The organism is Weizmannia sp. FSL W8-0676, assembly GCF_038593015.1.
In the GTDB taxonomy this organism is placed as follows: Bacteria; Bacillota; Bacilli; order Bacillales; family Bacillaceae_C; genus Weizmannia; species Weizmannia coagulans.
The window spans coordinates 2,608,640-2,627,211 of the sequence record NZ_CP151954.1; the positions used below are offsets into that span (position 1 = coordinate 2,608,640).

At 46.0% G+C, this 18,572-nt stretch carries 21 protein-coding genes and 1 tRNA gene; 8 read left to right on the plus strand and 14 right to left on the minus strand.

Annotation, left to right across the window (positions count from 1 at the left end):
* Positions 1 to 6: 6 nt before the first annotated feature.
* On the minus strand, positions 7 to 357 hold the full coding sequence (locus tag NST20_RS12860; RefSeq protein WP_017551467.1) for a DUF488 family protein: 351 nt from the start codon (positions 355 to 357) through the stop codon (positions 7 to 9).
* Between the two features lie 114 nt (positions 358 to 471).
* Between NST20_RS12860 and NST20_RS12865 the strand changes: the two genes are divergently transcribed.
* From NST20_RS12865 to mreBH, 4 genes are all read left to right on the plus strand, one after another.
* Positions 472 to 1,725: an MFS transporter gene (locus NST20_RS12865; RefSeq protein ID WP_342399578.1), complete on the plus strand. Its 1,254-nt coding sequence runs from the start codon at positions 472 to 474 to the stop codon at positions 1,723 to 1,725.
* Between the two features lie 182 nt (positions 1,726 to 1,907).
* Positions 1,908 to 2,675: a TraR/DksA C4-type zinc finger protein gene (locus tag NST20_RS12870; RefSeq protein ID WP_340702924.1), complete on the plus strand. Its 768-nt coding sequence runs from the start codon at positions 1,908 to 1,910 to the stop codon at positions 2,673 to 2,675.
* A gap of 167 nt (positions 2,676 to 2,842) precedes the next feature.
* Positions 2,843 to 3,358 carry an acyl-CoA thioesterase gene (locus NST20_RS12875; protein WP_342399579.1) on the plus strand — a complete coding sequence of 172 codons (516 nt, stop codon included), beginning with the start codon at positions 2,843 to 2,845 and terminating at the stop codon, positions 3,356 to 3,358.
* A gap of 263 nt (positions 3,359 to 3,621) precedes the next feature.
* The gene (gene mreBH / locus NST20_RS12880; RefSeq protein ID WP_013860371.1) at positions 3,622 to 4,632 is read left to right on the plus strand and encodes a rod-share determining protein MreBH; all 1,011 of its coding nucleotides are present in this window, start codon (positions 3,622 to 3,624) and stop codon (positions 4,630 to 4,632) included.
* 71 nt (positions 4,633 to 4,703) lie between these two features.
* Here mreBH and NST20_RS12885 read toward each other — a convergent pair whose 3' ends face one another.
* The 6 genes from NST20_RS12885 to NST20_RS12910 all read right to left on the minus strand — a co-directional run bounded on the left by NST20_RS12885 (position 4,704) and on the right by NST20_RS12910 (position 10,263).
* Positions 4,704 to 6,218, minus strand: coding sequence for a flotillin family protein (locus NST20_RS12885; RefSeq protein ID WP_342399580.1), 1,515 nt, complete (start codon positions 6,216 to 6,218; stop codon positions 4,704 to 4,706).
* Between the two features lie 12 nt (positions 6,219 to 6,230).
* Positions 6,231 to 6,791, minus strand: a complete 561-nt coding sequence (locus NST20_RS12890) for an NfeD family protein (protein WP_041819420.1) — start codon at positions 6,789 to 6,791, stop codon at positions 6,231 to 6,233.
* A 272-nt stretch (positions 6,792 to 7,063) separates the two neighbouring features.
* Entirely contained in the window at positions 7,064 to 8,194 is a 1,131-nt protein-coding gene (locus NST20_RS12895) for a bifunctional cystathionine gamma-lyase/homocysteine desulfhydrase (RefSeq protein WP_276210534.1), read from the minus strand.
* Between the two features lie 18 nt (positions 8,195 to 8,212).
* Positions 8,213 to 9,127, minus strand: coding sequence for a cysteine synthase family protein (locus NST20_RS12900; protein ID WP_342399581.1), 915 nt, complete (start codon positions 9,125 to 9,127; stop codon positions 8,213 to 8,215).
* Positions 9,128 to 9,145: 18 nt separating this feature from the next.
* Positions 9,146 to 9,616 (minus strand): S-ribosylhomocysteine lyase, encoded by a 471-nt coding sequence (locus NST20_RS12905; protein WP_265114819.1) that lies wholly within the window; start codon positions 9,614 to 9,616, stop codon positions 9,146 to 9,148.
* A 5-nt stretch (positions 9,617 to 9,621) separates the two neighbouring features.
* A complete protein-coding gene (locus tag NST20_RS12910; RefSeq protein ID WP_342399582.1) occupies positions 9,622 to 10,263 on the minus strand; it encodes a class I SAM-dependent methyltransferase in 642 nt (213 codons plus the stop codon).
* Positions 10,264 to 10,422: 159 nt separating this feature from the next.
* Here NST20_RS12910 and NST20_RS12915 point away from each other — a divergent pair, with 159 nt between their 5' ends.
* The gene (locus NST20_RS12915) at positions 10,423 to 10,986 is read left to right on the plus strand and encodes a carbonic anhydrase (RefSeq protein ID WP_013860378.1); all 564 of its coding nucleotides are present in this window, start codon (positions 10,423 to 10,425) and stop codon (positions 10,984 to 10,986) included.
* A 600-nt stretch (positions 10,987 to 11,586) separates the two neighbouring features.
* Here NST20_RS12915 and NST20_RS12920 read toward each other — a convergent pair.
* Entirely contained in the window at positions 11,587 to 12,276 is a 690-nt protein-coding gene (locus NST20_RS12920) for an N-acetylmuramoyl-L-alanine amidase (RefSeq protein ID WP_328005021.1), read from the minus strand.
* Between the two features lie 469 nt (positions 12,277 to 12,745).
* Here NST20_RS12920 and NST20_RS12925 point away from each other — a divergent pair.
* Positions 12,746 to 12,818 (plus strand) — tRNA-Arg (locus tag NST20_RS12925).
* Positions 12,819 to 13,008: 190 nt separating this feature from the next.
* Here NST20_RS12925 and NST20_RS12930 read toward each other — a convergent pair.
* Positions 13,009 to 13,251, minus strand: a complete 243-nt coding sequence (locus tag NST20_RS12930; RefSeq protein ID WP_328229293.1) for a hypothetical protein — start codon at positions 13,249 to 13,251, stop codon at positions 13,009 to 13,011.
* Positions 13,252 to 13,484: 233 nt separating this feature from the next.
* Here NST20_RS12930 and NST20_RS12935 point away from each other — a divergent pair, with 233 nt between their 5' ends.
* Entirely contained in the window at positions 13,485 to 13,826 is a 342-nt protein-coding gene (locus NST20_RS12935) for a type II toxin-antitoxin system RelE/ParE family toxin (RefSeq protein WP_328229292.1), read from the plus strand.
* The gene (locus NST20_RS12940) at positions 13,816 to 14,907 is read left to right on the plus strand and encodes a HigA family addiction module antitoxin (RefSeq protein WP_342399583.1); all 1,092 of its coding nucleotides are present in this window, start codon (positions 13,816 to 13,818) and stop codon (positions 14,905 to 14,907) included. The genes NST20_RS12935 and NST20_RS12940 overlap by 11 nt, the downstream gene beginning before the upstream one ends.
* A 101-nt stretch (positions 14,908 to 15,008) precedes the next feature.
* Here the strand turns inward: NST20_RS12940 and NST20_RS12945 are convergent, their stop codons facing one another.
* The 5 genes from NST20_RS12945 to NST20_RS12965 all read right to left on the minus strand — a co-directional run bounded on the left by NST20_RS12945 (position 15,009) and on the right by NST20_RS12965 (position 18,566).
* Complete coding sequence (locus NST20_RS12945) at positions 15,009 to 16,307, minus strand: GH25 family lysozyme (RefSeq protein WP_342399584.1); 1,299 nt, start codon at positions 16,305 to 16,307, stop codon at positions 15,009 to 15,011.
* A 13-nt stretch (positions 16,308 to 16,320) separates the two neighbouring features.
* A complete protein-coding gene (locus tag NST20_RS12950; protein ID WP_342399585.1) occupies positions 16,321 to 16,602 on the minus strand; it encodes a holin in 282 nt (93 codons plus the stop codon).
* 5 nt (positions 16,603 to 16,607) lie between these two features.
* Positions 16,608 to 16,874, minus strand: a complete 267-nt coding sequence (locus NST20_RS12955) for a hypothetical protein (RefSeq protein WP_328229288.1) — start codon at positions 16,872 to 16,874, stop codon at positions 16,608 to 16,610.
* 220 nt (positions 16,875 to 17,094) lie between these two features.
* Positions 17,095 to 18,168, minus strand: a complete 1,074-nt coding sequence (locus tag NST20_RS12960) for an SUMF1/EgtB/PvdO family nonheme iron enzyme (RefSeq protein ID WP_342399586.1) — start codon at positions 18,166 to 18,168, stop codon at positions 17,095 to 17,097.
* Positions 18,168 to 18,566 carry an AAA family ATPase gene (locus tag NST20_RS12965; RefSeq protein ID WP_328229282.1) on the minus strand — a complete coding sequence of 133 codons (399 nt, stop codon included), beginning with the start codon at positions 18,564 to 18,566 and terminating at the stop codon, positions 18,168 to 18,170. Before NST20_RS12965 ends, NST20_RS12960 begins: the two co-directional genes overlap by 1 nt.
* Positions 18,567 to 18,572: the final 6 nt, after the last annotated feature.

The following is an 18,572-nucleotide window of genomic DNA, read 5'->3' on the forward strand; positions in this document are numbered from 1 at the left end:
TTTCGATTATGACCGTTCTTCGAGATATTCTTTTAACACCACCGCCTGGTTGTGCTTTTCGTCTTTTGCCGCGTAGAGCAATGTAACCGTTCCAGCCTTTCCCCATTCGATCAGCCGGTCCAGTTCCGTTCTGTCTTCCAGCCGGTCCAGCTCTTCCTTATAAAGCGCGGCAAATTCAGCAAAAAAAGCCGGATTATGGTTAAATTTTTTCCTGAGGGAACCCGTCGGCGCAACTGTCTTCATCCAGGCATCGAGTGCCGCTTTTTCTTTTGATATGCCGCGCGGCCAGAGGCGGTCGACCAGCACACGTTTGCCGTCCCCGCCGGGCTCTTCATAAATTCGTTTTATCCGGTACATCTGGCAATCCCCCTTTCAATGCCTTGCCCGGTCCTGTAACTTTCTTCATTGTTTTCCCCGCTTTTTCTGGTATCATAGGGTTGATACCAATTCTGGACAGATGAGGAAATTTTTATGAGAATACGTGACTGGGATCAAAATTTAAAAGTCCGCCTGCTTGGGGAATCCTTGATGAATATCACCTTTTGGATGTTTTTCCCCTTTCTGACCATTTATTTCACCGAGGCGTTTGGGGCCGGGCTTGCGGGTGTCCTGCTGATTGCCTCACAAGTTTTTTCCGTCATTGCCAATTTGCTCGGAGGATACTACGCCGACCGCTTTGGCAGAAAGAAAATGATGGTCGTGGCCTCAATCGGGCAGGGCGTGTCTTTTTTCATTTTCGGATTTGCCAATTCGCCATGGTTCCATTCCGCCGTGACAGCTTTTATTTGCTTTACGGCTGCCGGCGTTTTCGGTTCTTTTTATTATCCGGCAAGCCAGGCAATGATTGCCGATGTTGTGGATGAGAAAAACCGGAGCCATGTGTTTGCCGTTTTTTATACATCTATGAACATTTCCGTCGTCATCGGCCCGGCAATCGGCGGGATATTTTTTGCGGATTACCGTTTTGAACTGCTTGTTTTTGCCGCTCTTTCCTGTTTTCTGCTTGGCGCACTGCTCGTCAAATATACGCGCGAAACAGCACCGCTTTGGGCAGGCGGGCAGCAGCGCGTCCATAAAAAATGGTACAGTACGCTGATGGAACAGGCCAAGAGCTACCAGGTGATTGTCAAAGATAAAATATTTATGTTGTTTATTTTTGCCGGAATCCTGATTTCCCAAACATATATGCAGCTTGATTTAATTTTGCCGGTATTTACGAAGCAGGCCATTCCTGAAGCAGATTTGCTCCATCTGCTCCACTTTACCGGCGAGCAGCTGTACGGTTTTATTTTATCCGAAAACGGGCTGATTGTCGCGCTTTTTTCAGTAGCGGCGACGAAATGGGTGACGAGGTACCGGGAGCGGAATGTGTTTGTCCTCTCCTCCCTCCTGTATGCCGTTTCGATTTATTTGTTCGGCGTCTGGATTTCAAGCATCGGCTTTATTTTCTCGATTCTTTTGTTCTCGCTTGGCGAACTGATTGTGACCGGAATCCAGCAGGACTTTGTTTCGAAGCTTTCCCCGCCTGAAATGCGCGCGCAATATTTTGCCGCCGCAAGCTTGCGCAATACAATCGGGCGCACGATTGCCCCTGTTTCCATCCCGCTTGCCGGTTGGATCGGCTATAAATGGACGTTTTCCATCCTGGCCGTGCTTGCGGTAATGAGCGCGGGGATGTATGTGCTGATGTTCCGACAGTATGAAAAGAAACGCCTGTCTGCTTGAAAACGGCATGATCGATGCACAATAGGCTAAAAAAGTCTGTCTGTTTAAACGGGCAGACTTTTTTCATGAACAGCAGTGTTTTGATCCATACTAGTTTTAGAAAAGTTTGCGGGCTTTTTCCCGGTGGTAAATAGACTCTAAAACGATTGAACCCATCTTTTTTAAAGAAAGAAGTGGTGAATATGCTGACAAAAGAACAACTGGCGCATTTCCGTTCCATTTTAACCGCGCAGCTGAAAGAATTTGAAGAGGAATTTGGGGAAAACGGCCATTTCCAAACGGGAACGGCATCTCCTTACGATTCTGTCGGGGAACTGTCCAGTTACGATAATCATCCCGCCGATACCGGTACTGAACTGTTTGAGCGGGAAAAAGATATTGCCTTAAATGACCATGCTGAATATGAAGTCGAAAAAATCAAAGCGGCCCTCAAAGCCATTGAGGACGGCACTTACGGAAGATGCAAAGAATGCGGCAAAGAGATCCCGCTTGAGCGGCTTGAAACCCTTCCGTCCACGCTGTACTGCAAAGAGCACACCCCGGACCGGACCATTCCAAGACACCGCCCGGTTGAAGAAGACGTGCTGAATCCACCGTGGGGAAAATTCGTTTTTGATGGAGGCAAAGATGAATCGGTCGCTTTTGACGCGGAAGACGCCTGGCAGGCTGTCGCAAAATGGGGCACATCCGAGTCCCCTTCCGATTTTGAAACCCCGCCGGACAGTTACAATGATATGTATACGGAATCGGATGACCATGACGGCTATGTGGAAGATTTCGAAAACTTTTCCGGCAATGACATCAACGGGAAAAACGTGGAAATCTATCCAAATGAGGAATACAAAGAATACGAAGAAGAATTGGATGAAACCCGTACGATGACGCCGTTCGGGGATCTGCCCCGAAACGAAAAAGATCCTTATGTGGAAGACGAGAAAAAAAAGAAATGAGCATGCAAAAATCAGGTTGAGGTGCCGGGCCTGATTTTTCTTTTGAAAAAATTCCGGATGAAAGCCTTTTTTCGTTCGTATATGCCGACTGATTTTGCTATAATTTTTATATGGTAAAAGGAAATTTGAATCGCGTTTGACGGCGCCGACATATTGGAGTGAGTCATTTGGAAGACAGACCGAAGAAATACATGCGGGAAACCCGCACAGTAAAGACCAGTTATGTTTTTCCGCCGGACACAAACCATCTTGGCACACTGTTCGGAGGAAAACTGATGGCGTATATTGATGATACTGCATCGATCGCCGCGGCCAAATTGGCAAGATGCACCGTTGTCACGGCTTCGACCGACTCCGTTGATTTTATCGCACCGATCCGCGTCGGAAACGTCGTTACAGTAGAAGCCATGGTCAGCCGGACAGGGCGGACATCGATGGAAGTATTTGTAAAGGTCAGTGCGGAAGATTTGAAAACAGAAGAGACAAAAATTGCCGCCATTTCTTTTTTGACCTTTGTCGCACTGGATGAGGATGGAAAACCTACACCGGTGCCGGAAATCATCCCGGAAACCGATGAGGAACGATGGTTAAACCAAACGGCCATCCAGCGCGCCGAACAGCGGGTGCTGCGGAAACAACAAAGTGAAGAATTGGCGTGCTATTTGTCAAAAATGCCGCTGTGATTCTTGTTTAGAAAAAATTCCTTTTGAAACAAAAAGGAATTTTTTCCTGTCCTCCATTGTGAATAAAATTACAAAAAGATTAAATTTGGGGTGCCGGCTGAAGCTGTTTTTCGCATATTTTATGGACTTGCCGCGATCATATTTTTGTAACATAAGAGAATGGAAGAAAATGTAACCTTTCAGAACGAACAAAAAAAGCTATACTAAATGGGAGAGACTACTGTTAATCCGAGCGAAAAGACGATGAAGGTTAGGTGACATGCATGTTTTCAGGGAATGAAATTGGGATCGATCTAGGAACTGCAAATGTTTTAGTATATTCGAAAAAAGAAGGCGTTATTTTAGACGAGCCGTCCGTTGTGGCGATTGACCATTCGACAAGGCAGGTGCTCGCTTTCGGGCAGGAAGCCAAAGCGATGATCGGAAAAACACCTGAAAAAATTACTGTCATCCGCCCTTTAAAAGGCGGGGTAATCGCTGATTTCGATATGACAACAGAAATGCTGAAACAAATTATGAAAAAAATCAATCAGCAAAGCGGCATCTCGATCCGCAAACCGAACGTCGTAGTATGCGTCCCATCAGGCGCAACATCGGTTGAACGGCGGGCCATTGAAGATGTCGTCAAAAACAGTGGGGCAAAAACCGTCCATTTGATTGAAGAACCGGTTGCTGCCGCTATTGGTGCCGATCTTCCCGTGGACGAGCCGATCGCCAACGTGATTGTCGATATCGGCGGCGGCACTACGGAAGTCGCCATTATTTCCTTCGGCGGCGTCGTGACGTATAACACGATCCGCATCGGCGGCGATAAAATGGACGATGATATTATGCAGCATGTCAGAAAAACGTATAATCTGCTGATCGGCGAGCGGACAGCGGAAAAAATTAAAATGGAAATCGGGCATGCCCTTGTCGACCATCCGGAACAAACGCTGGATGTCCGCGGGCGCGATCTCGTGACAGGGCTGCCGCGAACCATCACCTTAAGTTCGTTGGAAATTCAGGCTTCGCTCCGCGATTCCCTGCTCCAAATTTTGGAAACGGTCCGGGCTACACTGGAAGACTGCCCGGCAGAGTTAAGCGGCGATATTGTGGACCGCGGGATTGTTTTAACAGGGGGAGGCGCCCTCCTTCAAGGCATGCAGGAATGGCTGAGCAATGAAATTTCCGTGCCTGTCCATCTCGCGCCAAACCCGCTGCAATCCGTCGTAGTCGGCGCAGGCCGCTCCCTCCAGTTCATCCATAAAATGACTGCGGGGGCCGGAAAATAACCGGACACATTTGTTTTTCTAAAGAAACGGCGTGCTTTTGCCTTTTAATTTGGCAGAAACACGCCGTTTTTTCACCCTTTTGTGCTTTGTTCCAAAGCTGCCGGTTCCGGTTCAGCTGTTTGTTGCAGTTTGATCCCGGAAAGGCCTTCCAGCATTTCCCGGACATCAATGCCGCTTGACGCTTTCAAAGTTTCCTGTAAGGTTGACATCAAATCGGTTGCATAGCCGGTGATCTTATTTGCACCGCCGTTTGCGCCGCTTCCGGTATCGACAACGGTGATTTGGTCAATATTGGAAAGCGGGGCCGCTACTTGTTTCGCATATTCAGGCAGCACTTTCAAAATCATATCGAGCACAGCCGCCTGGCCGAACTGTTCGTATGCTTCCGCAATTTTTCGTTTTGTTTCCGCTTCGGCCAGCCCTTTGAGACGGATGACTTCGGCTTCCGATTCCCCTTGGGCGCGCTGGGCATCGGCTTTAGCCGTACCATCAATGCGGACGCGTTCCCCTTCCGCTTTCGCCATCGCTTCCACCCGGTATTTGTGGGCGTCGGCTTCTGCCATTTGTTTCGTTTTTTCTGCAACGGCGGCCTGCTCAACCGAATAACGGTCTGCATCCGCTTTTTTCTTGACTTCGGAGTCGTATTGTCGTTCACGCCGCAAAATTTCTTTTTCTTCGAGCTCGATTTGTTTTTGCCGCTCGATGATCTTGATTTCCATTTCCTGTGCGGTGACGTCCTGTTTCGACCGGGCCGTTTCCAAATCGTATGCCTGGTCGGCTTTTGCCCTTGCGATATCCTGTTCGCGGCGGAACTCGGCAATTTTCAACTGGTTGAACTTCTCGGCTTCCGCAATTTCCGTTGCCCGTTCCAGTTCTGCACGTTTTGCTTCTTTTAATGCTTCCGCTTTCCGGATTCTCGTTTCTTTTTCGGCTTCTGCCGTGGCAATATCCGCATCGCGTTTGACCTGTGCAATTCGCGGTTTCCCGAGCGCATCAAGGTAGCCGTTTTTATCCTTCACTTCTTTAATCGTAAACGACACGATGATAAGCCCCATTTTTGCCAGATCCTGTGAGGCAACGCGCTGGACTTCCTGTGAAAACTTATCACGGTTTTTATAAATTTCTTCAACCGTCATCGAACCGAGAATCGAGCGCAAATGGCCTTCCAGCACTTCCCGCGCTTCATTTTCGCGATCCTCTTTTGATTTCCCGAGAAATTGTTCGGCCGCTGTCGCAATTTCGCCGATCGACCCGCCGATTTTAATAATGGCAATTCCGTCTGCCATTACCGGGACGCCTTGTTCGGTGTAGACTTCCGGGGTGGTCACTTCCAGCTTGCTCGATAATAAGCTGAGCGGTTTTGCCTGCTGGAATACCGGAAACACAAATGTACCGCCGCCACGAATAATTTTAATTTTATTTCCGGCTTCGTCGACATGGACATTTCTACCGCCAAGAAAACTCCCTGTTACAATCAATGCTTCATCCGGCCCTGCTGTACGATATTTTGTAATAAAAACGCCGATAAGGGCAATCACCAAAAACACAACAACCCCGATAACAATCCAAATTCCGCTTGCAAACATGCGGCTCCCTCCTTATAATTGTCTAAAATTTTCAATTTTCAAACGATAATTCTCATAGGGCACAACATATAACACGCCATTTTTCACTTCAATCACCAACACCTGCGTCCCTTCTTTAATTTCCTCATCCTGTATGCTGGCTGCCGGCTTGGAGATAGTTCCTGTTTTGCTGTCAATCACCACTTCACCAAAACCGGCTTTCGGAATCGAAAGAATCGTTTTCCCGACCCTTCCTTTCAGGGATTCTTCCGTATAAGCAAGCGATTCCTCAGCCGAAGACAGCGGGACAAGCACAAACACATTGAGCAGGATATCAAGAATCACCGCGATCACGGCAGAAATGGCCATGATCAGCAGGTGGGAAAGCGGTGTCACCTTTTCCAAAATATACCCGCCTGCCGAGAAAAAAGTAAAAAATGCCAAAATCAGGGCTGGATGGATAAAATGGATGGCGTCTGCAATTCCGCCGAGCAAGTCATTGAACAACAGGTAAAGCACCGTCAGGCATCCCGCGACAATCAGCACAGCCAAATACGCCGTCTCTATCGGCACACCGAACACTTCCATAAACATTCCACCCCTTCCTTGATTGGGATTTTCTTTCAGATGATGCCGGACATAATTGCTTACTAATCATTACGTTTAAAAATGGTTTAAGTTTCGTAAAAGAGGAAAATTTTTTTAAACTGTGGAGCTGCCGCTGCGGATTCGCACGATGGTGATGTTTTACAGCAGGCAAAAGTATGGTGAACATTCCAGACCAGGCGGCAGGAAACAGAGCGGCAATATTCCGCCATTGATACCGTTACAAAAAGCCTGCTCCCCCATGAGAGCAGGCTGACTTTTTACCTTAGCGCGTTTTCCAGATCTTCCAACAAATCTTCGACGTCTTCAATGCCGACTGAGATGCGGATAAGCCCGTCTTCGATGCCAAGTTCGAGACGGCGTTCACGCGGAATGGATGCATGCGTCATAAGCGGCGGGAGCGAGATCAGGCTTTCCACCGCACCGAGGCTTTCCGCCAACGTAAAGTAACGCGTTTTTTTCAATATTTCAAGGGCTTTTTCCTGGGATGCCACTGTAAAAGAGGCCATGCCGCCGAATCCGCCGGCCTGGGAACTGTGCACTTTATGCCCGGGATGATGGATAAGCCCCGGGTAATATACCTTTTCAACGGCAGGGTGTGCGGCAAGAAAATCAACAATTTGCTTTGTGTTGGATTCAATTTCTTCCATGCGTATGCCAAGTGTTTTAATGCCGCGGATCAACAGCCAGCTGTCCTGCGGTCCGAGAATGCCGCCAGTTGAGTTTTGGATAAAATGCAAGTCTTCTGCAAGCGTTTCGTTCCGCACGGCAACAAGGCCCGCGACCACATCGCTGTGCCCGCCGAGATACTTCGTTGCGCTGTGCACGACGATATCCGCACCTAAAGTGAGCGGATTTTGCCAATACGGGGTGCTGAATGTGTTGTCTACGATAAATGTCAATTCGTTTTCACGGGCTATACCGGCAATGGCCCGCAAGTCTGTTATTTTCAATAGCGGGTTCGTCGGCGTTTCCACGTAAATGGCTTTTGTATTCGGGCGGATCGAGGCACGGACCGCATCCAGATCGCTCGTGTCTACAAAAGTGACGTCGATATGGAAACGGTTCATCACTTTTGTTAAAACGCGAAAAGTACCGCCGTATACATCATCGGTTGCCAAAATGTGGTCGCCGGCCGAAAACAGCTGGATCACCGCTGTAATCGCGGCCATCCCGGAAGCGAATGCAAAACCGTGTGTGCCTTCTTCGATATCCGCAATCAGTTTTTCCAAAGCTTCACGCGTCGGATTGCCGGTGCGTGCGTATTCGTATTTAAAATGGCCGACGCCATCCTGCTTGAATGTGCTCGCATGATGGACGGGCACCGAAACTGCGCCTGTATATGGATCACGGCTGATGCCTGCATGAATGAATTTTGTTTTTTTACGCATGACACAAACTCCTTCTCATCAAGAATAAATGCTGCAGCTGAGATACCGTTCGCTGCTGTCCGGAAAAATGGTGACAATATGCGTGCCCGGTTTTGCCTGCTTTGCTTCGCGCAGGCTCGCCTCCAAAGCAGCACCTGAGGAACTGCCGATCAAAAGGCCTTCAAGCCGGGCTGCTTCCGCAAGCCGTTTAAAAGCTGTATCGTCGGGAATCGTGTGGATGGCATCAAAAAATGCACGGTCCATAAAAGGCGGCAAAAATTCCATGCCGATCCCTTCCGTCCGGTGGCTACGCGGCTCGCCCCCGTTTAAAATCGAGCCTTCTGGTTCCACGATGGCTGCCTTCAAGTCCGGATTTTTCTCTTTTAAATAGCGGGCAGTCCCCATAAACGTGCCCCCGGAACCGGCGCCTGCGACAAAAACATCGATATGGCCATCAAGTGCTTCCCAAATTTCAGGCCCAAGCGTCTTATAATACGTTTCCGGATTGGACGGGTTTTCAAACTGTCCCGGGAAATACGCATTTGGTGTTTCAGCGGTTAGTTTTTTTGCTTTCGCAATCGCGCCTTCCATGCCAAGCGCGGTCGGCGTGTTCACGACTTCAGCCCCGAGCGCCCGCATCAGCGTTTGTTTCTCCACGCTGAATTTTTCCGGCACAACAAAAACAGCATGCACGCCGTAACGGATCGCAGCAAGCGCAAGCCCGATGCCCGTGTTGCCTGCCGTCGGTTCTATGATCGTCCCGCCACACTTCAGCTTGCCTTCCTGAAACGCGCGCTCCACTAGATAAGCCCCGAGCCGGTCTTTCACGCTGCCGCCCGGGTTAAAGTATTCCAGCTTTGCAAACAGGCGGACACCTTTTGGGAGATCAAATGCGGTTAATTCAACCAATGGCGTGTTGCCGATCAGTTCGTGCACGCTTTTCGCAACCTTCATTTCGCTCGTCTCCTGTTATCAGGCAAATACTTGTGTCCACTCATCACGTTTTGCCAGCATTTTCCGGGCAATTTCCTTTGCGCCTTCCAAAGAATGGCTTGCTGCCCAGCCGCACTGCGTTTCATTGCAGGCCGGCACTTCTGTGGCATGCAATACATCGTTTAACGTTTTTTCAATGATGTCAAGCACCTCGTTATCATCATCCAAATTGATAACAGAAAAATAAAAACCGGTCTGGCAACCCATTGGGCTGATGTCGACAATTTTATCCGTGTAATTGCGGGCGAATTCCGCCATCATATGCTCGAGCGAGTGGAGCCCCGGCATATCCATATGTTCCTTGTTCGGCTGGCAGAAACGGATATCGTATTTGCGGATGACATCGCCATGAATCCCTTCTTTTACTCCTGCAAGGCGGACATATGGCGCCTTGACTTTTGTATGGTCCAAATTAAAGCTTTCTACGTTCATTTTTTTCATCTCTGTCATGATGATCATGCTCCTTTCATTTTTGCATCCATCAGCCACACAAACCGGTTCATCTTCCTGAACGAGACATCAAAACCATTTTCCTCAAAAATGGAAGACAAAACGGGAATGGTCGTGTAGTACTCCGTCTCAAGATCTTCCGCAAGCCGGCAGAATCCCCTTGCTTTGGCTTCCTTGATCATCTCCTGTTTTGCCTTTTCCGTCTCAAAAACCGTATCGGCGAACACGATTTTGCCGCCAACCTTTAACCGTGTGCGGAAAAGGGAAATGGCGGCCCTTTTTTCTTCGTCTGTCAAATGGTGGAACGCATAAGTGCTGGCAAATGTATCCGCCTTTTCCTGCACGTGAAAATTCAAAAAATCCCCGTCTATTATTTTAACATTCGGATGCTTTTTTTGAGCGATTTTTCTCATATTGGCAGAAGGTTCTATCCCGATTATTTTCAGCCCTTTCTCCAAAAGCTTGCCCGTCAAATTGCCTGTTCCCAGGCCGAATTCAACAACAAAACCAGTTGCCCGGTCTCTGACGGCATCCAAAATTTTATCGTATTGATAGAATACTTCTTCGTATTCGGCATCATGTCCGGTAACAGTTTGATCATAGGAGCGGGACCATTCATCGAACAGCGCGTCAAACTCCCTTCCCAATCAAATCCCCCATTTCCCATAAAATAACTCTGAATTAAATGTAACACGCCCCTTGTTTTTTCGCAAACAAAAATGCAAAGGATTTATTCCCATTTTTAACGTGTATACTTTTATTTCCTGCCATTGTATTTTAAAATATGCTTAAAGGAGTGAGATGTGATGACATTGTTAGATGAAGTACTTGCATTTAACCAGGAATTTGTGGAGAAAAAAGCGTATGAGCCTTACCTGACTTCCAAATTCCCCGACAAACGGATGGTGATTTTCACATGTATGGACACGAGGATCATTGAATTGTTACATAAAGCAATGAATATTCAAAACGGAGACGCGAAAATCGTAAAAAATGCAGGCGCCATTTTAACGAGCCCGTTCGACAGCACGATGCGGAGCCTGCTTGTCGCCATCTATCAGCTGAAGGCGGATGAAGTGTTTGTGATCGGCCACTATGACTGCGGCATGACCGGATTAAAAGGCGAAACCGTCCTTGAAAATATGAAAAAACGCGGAGTTGAAGAAAATGCGATTGAAACACTCGTTCATGCGGGGATTGACCTCGACGAATGGCTGAGCGGTTTCGAAAAGGTCGAAAGCAGCGTGAAAAAGAGTGTCGGCATCATTAAAAACCACCCGCTGATGGACAAAAAAGTGCCGGTCCACGGGCTTGTCATTGACCCGGAAACCGGGAAGCTTGATCTGATCGTAAACGGCTACGAAAATTAAAACCGGTTTAATCCGGGCGTACGGGGTTCTCCTCTTTTTTAACCGAAACTTCATGAAATGATGATGTTGCTTTCATTGTTTTTTAGGGTCACTGGTTTACAATCAATCATGTAGCGAGGACAGCAGAGCAGGAAGCATGCTGGACAAATACCCACTGTTTTACCCCCTCTTTTTATGTCGGCCTGTGTGCCGTCTTTTTTTTGAGCAAAAATTTAAGGGAATTTTAAGAGTGGAGATCGGATAATAGCGTGTAGGAAAAATTATGATGAAACAGCTCCACCGCAAGCACGGGACCAGGTGTCAATCAGCAGTGAAGCCTACGAGCGGTATAACTGGCCATTTGCAGATTCAGGCACCGATAATGCGTTTGGGGTTTTATGGCGGCAGACAGGATGGCGGAGGGCGATTAAAAGCACAAACCCGTTGCCGCTCTTCCCAATAACCCGAGCCCCGGACTTGACCAGCGGCAAAGCCTATGAACAGAATAACCGGCCATTTGCAGATTCAGGCACCGGTGATCCGGTGACCACCATATGGCTTTTACGGCGGAGGATGAATGGGGCTTCAGATGAAAAAAACGGGTAAAGGCCGCTTGTACGGCTACTTTACCCGTAATCTTTCCCCCACACGGATGGTATAATCATCATCCAGATTATTCCATTTTTTAATTTCTTTGATGGTTGAGCCGTATGCTTTGCTTAAAGCGTATACGGTATCCCCCTTAACGACTTTGTGATACGTTGCACCGCTTTTCTTTTTGAGCCCGAAAGCTTTTGCCAGCCCGTTGACATGCCCCTGCGCCACATCCTCAATCCAGCTGCTTTGCTTCATTTTTTTCGCATCACTTGCCGTGTCAATAAAGCCGTTTTCAGTAAGGAGCGCAGGCATGATTGATTCCCTGAGCACATGAAAATCGGCCGTTTTTCTGCCCCTGTCTTTTAAATCATTCAGCTTCAGCACTTCCTGGTGGATGGTTTTCTGGTAGGTTTCTGTCGTGATGCCGGCTTCGGGATAAATATAGCTCTCAAAACCCGTTCCATTTCCTGAATTGATATGAATGGAAAGAAAAAAAGTGGCGCCCCAGCTGTTGGCGGCATCCGTCCGTTCTTTCAATGACACAAATTTGTCCGTCGTCCGCGACATTTTCACTGAAACATTTCGGTAATGGTTTGTTAGAATGTCGTGAATCTGTTTGGCAATCGCCAAAGTGATGTCTTTTTCCTCCATCCCGTTTCCCACAGCACCTGGGTCTTTTCCGCCATGCCCCGGATCAAGAAACAGTTTAAACAAATGCTTCACCCCTTTTCAACCATGCTCAATTTCTACATATCTTTTTTAAAGAGAAACGGTTACTTTCCCGCCCTGTTTTTTTGCACAAATGGAAACCATCCGTTTTGCCGGCAGCAGGGAAAATTCCCTAATAACCTGGCAAAGCTAAGTGGGACAGATGCAAATGACAAGGGGTCGGATTATCGCATGGAAAATGAAGAACCTGGCCTGTTGCCTCGCACAATTGAACCTATCTTTACAATATCGTATGTAAAGCATGTTTCATGTGTGACAGTATTGTCCGCCTGGATTCCGCCTGGATTTCTCCGCAATCGTTTTACGGAAAAGTTTATGTACTTGCTTCTTTTAGCGTTTTGGCAATTGAATTGCGGGAAGAACCATGTGTTTTGCTAAAAAGCAGGGGTATTGACACAAAACGGCAGATTCACTATAATATTTAAGGTGACTAGAACGGATATTATAAAGTTACGGCTCCGTAGCTCAGTGGATAGAGCGTCGGTTTCCTAAACCGTGCGTCGGAGGTTCGAGTCCTCTCGGGGCCGCTACATGAATCACTACAGCCACAAGGGTTTCAGCGTTTTGGAATCCTTGTGGCTTTTTCTTTATTTGGCCATTTGGCACGAATTTGGCACGAAATTTCAAAACAGGAATATTTGTTCCTATTTTTCCTCAAAAAATTAGCTACATAATCAATAAAATTCCCGCCACGATCAAAATGCCTATCTCCATCTGTCAGCCACTTTTTTCTACCCAGTAGGACCCGTATGTGTCTTTTTGCCAAACCAATTTGATTTCTCGCGTTTTAAATAATTCGGATTGGAATTCCTCCTGACTCAGTCCGTTCAGCGATCGGAACCGCCCGCGGTCTTCCCTGAGTCTCCAGAACTCTTTCTTCGGCAGCTGACGGCTGACGTCCGTCGTTCTTCCTGCTCGCAGCATGTCCCGCAATTCCTTTTTCTCCAGCAACGTGAGCATTGACGTCCTCCCTCTCCTCTTGTTGTTTAGGGTTTAATCCCACCATAACCGTCCTAGTGCACATGCCATTTAGGGGTAGGGCCATTTTTTTAGATGTGCTAAGACGGATTCATTGAAAAGTTTGCTTACCTTAAAAAATGAGTGACACTTTAACTGAGATATAGTATGCTTTAAAAAGGAAATTTTTATTAACCTTTACCGTGTATGTTTTTTGGACAAGGGGTATAATATAAATGGATATATACTACAAAACCAAGAAAATGAAAAAACGTTGCAGTGATGAAAAATCAATGGTAAAGGAATATGGGCCGGAGATTGCAAAGAAATTACGCCAAAGACTAATGGAATTAAAAGCATCTTCAAATTTGCATGATTTTAGTTCTCTTCCTGCACCTCGTTGTCACCAGTTAAATGGGAGGAGAGATAATCAATTTGCGGCCGATCTTAAGCATCCCTTTCGGTTAATTTTTGAGCCGAATAACGATCCTACCCCTTTAAAAGCTGATGGCGGATTTGATATTTCAAGAATTACATCGATTCTTATTATTGAGGTGGTGAATTACCATGACGACTAATCAAGCATACAGATGCGAACCGGACTTCCTAATAGCTCCTGGTGAAACTTTACTTGAAACAATTGAAACAATGAACATCACTCAAGCTGAGTTAGCAAAAAGAATGGGACGCCCACTGAAGACCATCAACGGAATAATTAAAGGAAATACTGCAATTACTCCTGAAACTGCTCTTCAGTTAGAAAGGGTTCTTGGGATTCCTTATGGCTTTTGGATGAACCTTGAAAACAACTACCGTGAAACATTGAAAAAAGAGCAAGAAAAATTGAAACTACAGGAATCTGTTAAGTGGTTAAAAAATTTTCCATTGAAGCAAATGATAAAGATGGGTTGGATTGAGAAGAAAGATACAGAAGTTGGTCAGATAGAAGAACTTCTAAGATTTTTTAAAGTCGCTTCAATAAAAGCCTGGGATGATATATGGCAGACAAATGTAGCTTTTAGAAAGTCTCCGGCTTTTAAAGCCAACCCTTATGCAATTTCAGCTTGGCTTCGTAAAGGAGAAATTATAGCTAGCGAGTTAAACTGTTCTCCTTTTAATAAGGAGAAGTTTAAATCAAGTTTGGAGAAAATCAGAAGCCTGACACTTGCTACAAATCCTGAAATTTTTATACCGGAATTAACCAAAATATGCTCGAATTGTGGTGTTGCAGTTATTTTCTTACCAGAACTAGATGGCTGTAGGGCAAGCGGAGCTACAAAATGGTTAAATAATAATACCCCGATGATCTTATTGAGCGTTAGACACAAAACCAACGATCACCTATGGTTTACATTTTTTCACGAAGCTGGGCATATTTTATATCATGGAAAGAAAATGACTTTTGTAGAGGGTCTGAAGGGAATAGACAATCAAAAAAAAGAGGAAGAAGCAAATACTTTTTCTGCAGATTTTTTAATTCCTAAACGTGAGTATTCCCAATTGATTGAAACCAAACCATCTAAGGCAGAAGTTATTAGCTTTTCGAAAAGAATAGGTATTGCTCCAGGAATTGTTGTTGGCAGGTTACAAAAAGATCATAAGATCCCATATAGTTACTACAATGATCTAAAAATAAGATATATATGGAACAATAAATAATTTTTTCACCATATAATAAATAAATTTAGCCCCCGCAAACGCGAGGGCTTTAAACTTTGCAGCAGACTCTAAGATGTAAAAATATTTTACCCGGACTGAGATCATTTTACACGCAGTTTTTGTCCGACACAGATCGTATATTGACTGTCCAGGTGGTTCCAGGACTTGATTTTCGCGGTTGAGGACCCATATTTTTCGGCCAACTCCGAAACAGTGTCCCCCTTTTTTACGGTCACATATTTTTTACTATTTGATGTTACAGTTGTGGTGGACCCTGAGATTTTTAACCTTTGGCCAACATAAATCAGGTTGACATTTTTGATGCCGTTAAGAGACTTCAGCTTCGAAACGGTTGTGCCATATTTTTTGGCAATGCCTGACAGCGTATCTCCGCTTTTAACCGTGTACGCTTTAGCCAGCACTTTGCTGGATGTTGTCAGTTTGCTATTTGACGTATTAACTTTTGTCGGTTTAACTCCAGATTTCAGTTTGCTCAACAATGCCAAGTTTTGGGCGGCCGTCCCGGTATAGTTTGTAATGCCGTACTGCTTGGCCAACTTAGCACGAGCACTGAATGTTGCACTCTTGTGGTGAGTCTTAAGATAATCAACAAGCGACAACGATCCGATCTTTTTAACCACGCCAGTGTTGGTCGCGTTTTCCACTGTGGCCACGTTAGTATATTTGCCAGCATAATCCTCACTTACATCGAAGTAGCCGGGAATCCCAGCAAACTTGTATGTGCTGGACCATTGCCAAGCCCCTTTTTGTCCATTGTACCAGACTGGTGTCGGCTGGCCTGTTTCCGGATAAAGTGGGTACCTGGCAAGCCAAGGTTTAGAGATTGTGAGTTTGCTTGGCTGCAGTTCAGTGTTAAAAAATGAGTGGCCAGTGTACAAGTCAATCTTTCTGTAGCCTAGGGACTTCATTTTGGCAACAAAAGCATTTGTGGCTTTTGTCAGATCTGCTGCAGAGAGACTTGCTAATGACTTGTCCTCTACATCAACTACCACTTGGCCATCCTTATTTTTATCAAAGCCAACAAGCTTTAGCTTTTTATCAAACCATTTTGCCTCGGCCTTTGCCTGTACTGTACTTTTAAATCGGGCGTAATGATAAGCATGAACTGCCATGCCAGCCTGTTTTGCATTGGCAATATTCACGCTTGCAGCCGGATCAACATAGCTTTGCCCGTCCGAAACCTTTACGACCACCGCATTAATGCCGCCTGCTTTCATTGTTTGATAAAAACTTAAAGGCAGCCCCTGTTCTGCGTTATGATGGCTGACGTCGATAAAATCCACACTCGGCGTCGCGGCATAAGTATTCGGCGCAAAAGAAAACGCCAGCCCTGTTGCCAGGGCCAGCGCTCCAATTTTGTTATAAAATTTGTTTCTCAATTCTCCATCCTCCTTATTTTGTTTCTTTTTCCGTATTTACGGTGGCAATTTGATATACGCCGCAACTGGCCATGCCAGCGATTCCACCAGCCATCACCATTTGCACGAGCGAATAGTTTACGCTTGGCAAAAATGCGAAAAGCAAGCCCAACAAAATACCAAAGGCAAAAGCAATCAGTGGAAAATAATTGCTCTTTAGGTTTGGGAAAGATTTTTTCATCAGACCCACCAAACCATTTACAAATGGGACGATCGCATAAGCAATCACTAAAAGCTGAGTAATATCGTTATTCACGGTTTTCACCTCCTCTCAAAAAATGTAAAAATAGATTTAATCTGCTCATCGTGCCGACTGGACTTGTCTTCCACTATATCCACTCGATTTTCAAGCAGGTCAATCCGTTTTTCGATTGTGAGCTTGATGCCTTCAACGCTCCGGCTTAGCCCATCAATCGCTTGTTTCAAGGGATCAATCACAATTTTTTTAAACAAAAAAATCACGATACTCCCCAAAAAGCCGAGTATCGTGATAATCCCAGTAAGGTCTGATATCTGTACATGTTGCATCGCCCTTTTTCACCCCCATATAAAAAAGGCACCGTGCTAAAGAGTGCCTTTTTGCAGACGTTCCTTTATTAAAAATCGGTTTGTTCTCTCATCATGACATTAATTACGTTTTCTTGTTCTACTGTAATATTTAGTAACCGATCTATTGTTTCACTTTGTTTTGAAATCACAGAGCAAAGGCCTGCTACCGCAGGCCTTAACAGATTTTCAGTTTTTCAGATTACGAAGCGACATACGCGGAACGGAAACCAAGGGACCAACTCGAAGCCGAACGAGGGTAGCCCAGGCCCAGATAGAACACGCCAGCACTCGAACCGAAGGCCCAACCGCCACCGCGAAACGGCAACCGCTCCCCGTAGTTCCGTACATATAAATAATCTCCACCATGATTTGCATCGATCGGCGCGATTGCGAGATATTTCAGGAGATCGGGGACCGTAAACCCGGATTTTGCAGCTAATGTTTCAAACGTCGTGCCACTGCCACCGTAGTAAGGGCTGGAGCTCGCATCTCCTGTATACATCGGATTTGCACGCGTATCCGATAAAATCGGATCGCCGCCAATATCATGGTCAGTTGTCGTCGCATCGCCAGCCGTTGAGTTATCAAAATATACGCCCGTGTCAACCCATCCATCTGCTTTTCCAGTGCTCTCAGCTGTTCCAAAATTATTATCTTGATGAACATAAATTTTACCGTCAAGCAGTTTCAAACCGTCAACCCATTCCCAGACGTTACCATTCAAGTCAAAAACGCCGGCGTTTGTGCCGTCATGTGACCAGGATGCAGGCCCAGACCCAGTTAATATTCTACCTGTTCTATTACCATCTTTTGATGCTTCTCGACCGTGTTCGTAAGGTGCTGAAACGTCACTTCCGAATTGGTTGTTTCCGCGAGGCATGGTGCCGTTCTTCTTAGCCCACAGCGCCAACGCTGCCCATTCCGCATTCGTCATCAAATGCCATCCTGGTCCCTTTGCTGTGCAATAGCTTTTTGCTTGATCGTAGTTGACGTATGTTTTGGGATCCTGACCAGGGAGAGAGTATGCAAAATTGTCCTGGACGATATTTTGAAACTTTGAAATCCAAATTTCGCTTTTAACAACGCCATTAACGATGAATGCTGGATGTGGCGTATTTGGTGCCCCGTCAATGACATCTGATAGGTTAAATTTAGGTATGCATACCATAATGGAGGGATTTCCCTTCACATCATACATAACCGTGTTTTTTCCGTCTGTTGCTGCTTCAACAGCTTGGCGGTAGACGTCTTTAGTGCTTAAGATAAAGGCCATTATTCAGTCGCTCCTTCCGTTTGTTCCTCGTCACTTGGTGTTTGTTCAGGTTTTTCCAGATTTTGCCCATAATTTGCAGGCAGCCCCCATAAACGCAGCTCAACCCCGTTCATATCAAGTGGGCGCTCAACTTCTTCCATGATTTCATTTCCATGTTCATCTTGTCGTCCTGTATTGATCAATTCCTTCTGTTTCGGAGGAATAATAATATTGGCCACATACCAGGCTCCCAACCCTTCGGCCATTGTCTTCAACTGGTTATCCAGGCAAATGTCAATTACCCTTTGTTCTGAGGTCTGACGAGCTTGTAAATCAATTGTCACGTCACCGACTGTTAACAAAGTCCCAGATACACTGTAAGGCACTTTTTGCCCATCGTTTACATTTGTGATAATCACTGTTTG

What these genes read in the sequence shown, in the direction of transcription:
- NST20_RS12860 (WP_017551467.1), bottom strand. Translation starts at nt 357, where the DNA reads ATGTACCGGATAAAACGAATTTATGAAGAGCCCGGCGGGGACGGCAAA.
- NST20_RS12865 (WP_342399578.1), top strand. Translation starts at nt 472, where the DNA reads ATGAGAATACGTGACTGGGATCAAAATTTAAAAGTCCGCCTGCTTGGG.
- NST20_RS12870 (WP_340702924.1), top strand. Translation starts at nt 1,908, where the DNA reads ATGCTGACAAAAGAACAACTGGCGCATTTCCGTTCCATTTTAACCGCG.
- mreBH (WP_013860371.1), top strand. Translation starts at nt 3,622, where the DNA reads ATGTTTTCAGGGAATGAAATTGGGATCGATCTAGGAACTGCAAATGTT.
- NST20_RS12885 (WP_342399580.1), bottom strand. Translation starts at nt 6,218, where the DNA reads ATGTTTGCAAGCGGAATTTGGATTGTTATCGGGGTTGTTGTGTTTTTG.
- NST20_RS12890 (WP_041819420.1), bottom strand. Translation starts at nt 6,791, where the DNA reads ATGTTTATGGAAGTGTTCGGTGTGCCGATAGAGACGGCGTATTTGGCT.
- NST20_RS12895 (WP_276210534.1), bottom strand. Translation starts at nt 8,194, where the DNA reads ATGCGTAAAAAAACAAAATTCATTCATGCAGGCATCAGCCGTGATCCA.
- NST20_RS12900 (WP_342399581.1), bottom strand. Translation starts at nt 9,127, where the DNA reads ATGAAGGTTGCGAAAAGCGTGCACGAACTGATCGGCAACACGCCATTG.
- NST20_RS12905 (WP_265114819.1), bottom strand. Translation starts at nt 9,616, where the DNA reads ATGACAGAGATGAAAAAAATGAACGTAGAAAGCTTTAATTTGGACCAT.
- NST20_RS12915 (WP_013860378.1), top strand. Translation starts at nt 10,423, where the DNA reads ATGACATTGTTAGATGAAGTACTTGCATTTAACCAGGAATTTGTGGAG.
- NST20_RS12930 (WP_328229293.1), bottom strand. Translation starts at nt 13,251, where the DNA reads ATGCTCACGTTGCTGGAGAAAAAGGAATTGCGGGACATGCTGCGAGCA.
- NST20_RS12935 (WP_328229292.1), top strand. Translation starts at nt 13,485, where the DNA reads ATGGATATATACTACAAAACCAAGAAAATGAAAAAACGTTGCAGTGAT.
- NST20_RS12940 (WP_342399583.1), top strand. Translation starts at nt 13,816, where the DNA reads ATGACGACTAATCAAGCATACAGATGCGAACCGGACTTCCTAATAGCT.
- NST20_RS12955 (WP_328229288.1), bottom strand. Translation starts at nt 16,874, where the DNA reads ATGCAACATGTACAGATATCAGACCTTACTGGGATTATCACGATACTC.
- NST20_RS12960 (WP_342399586.1), bottom strand. Translation starts at nt 18,168, where the DNA reads ATGGCCTTTATCTTAAGCACTAAAGACGTCTACCGCCAAGCTGTTGAA.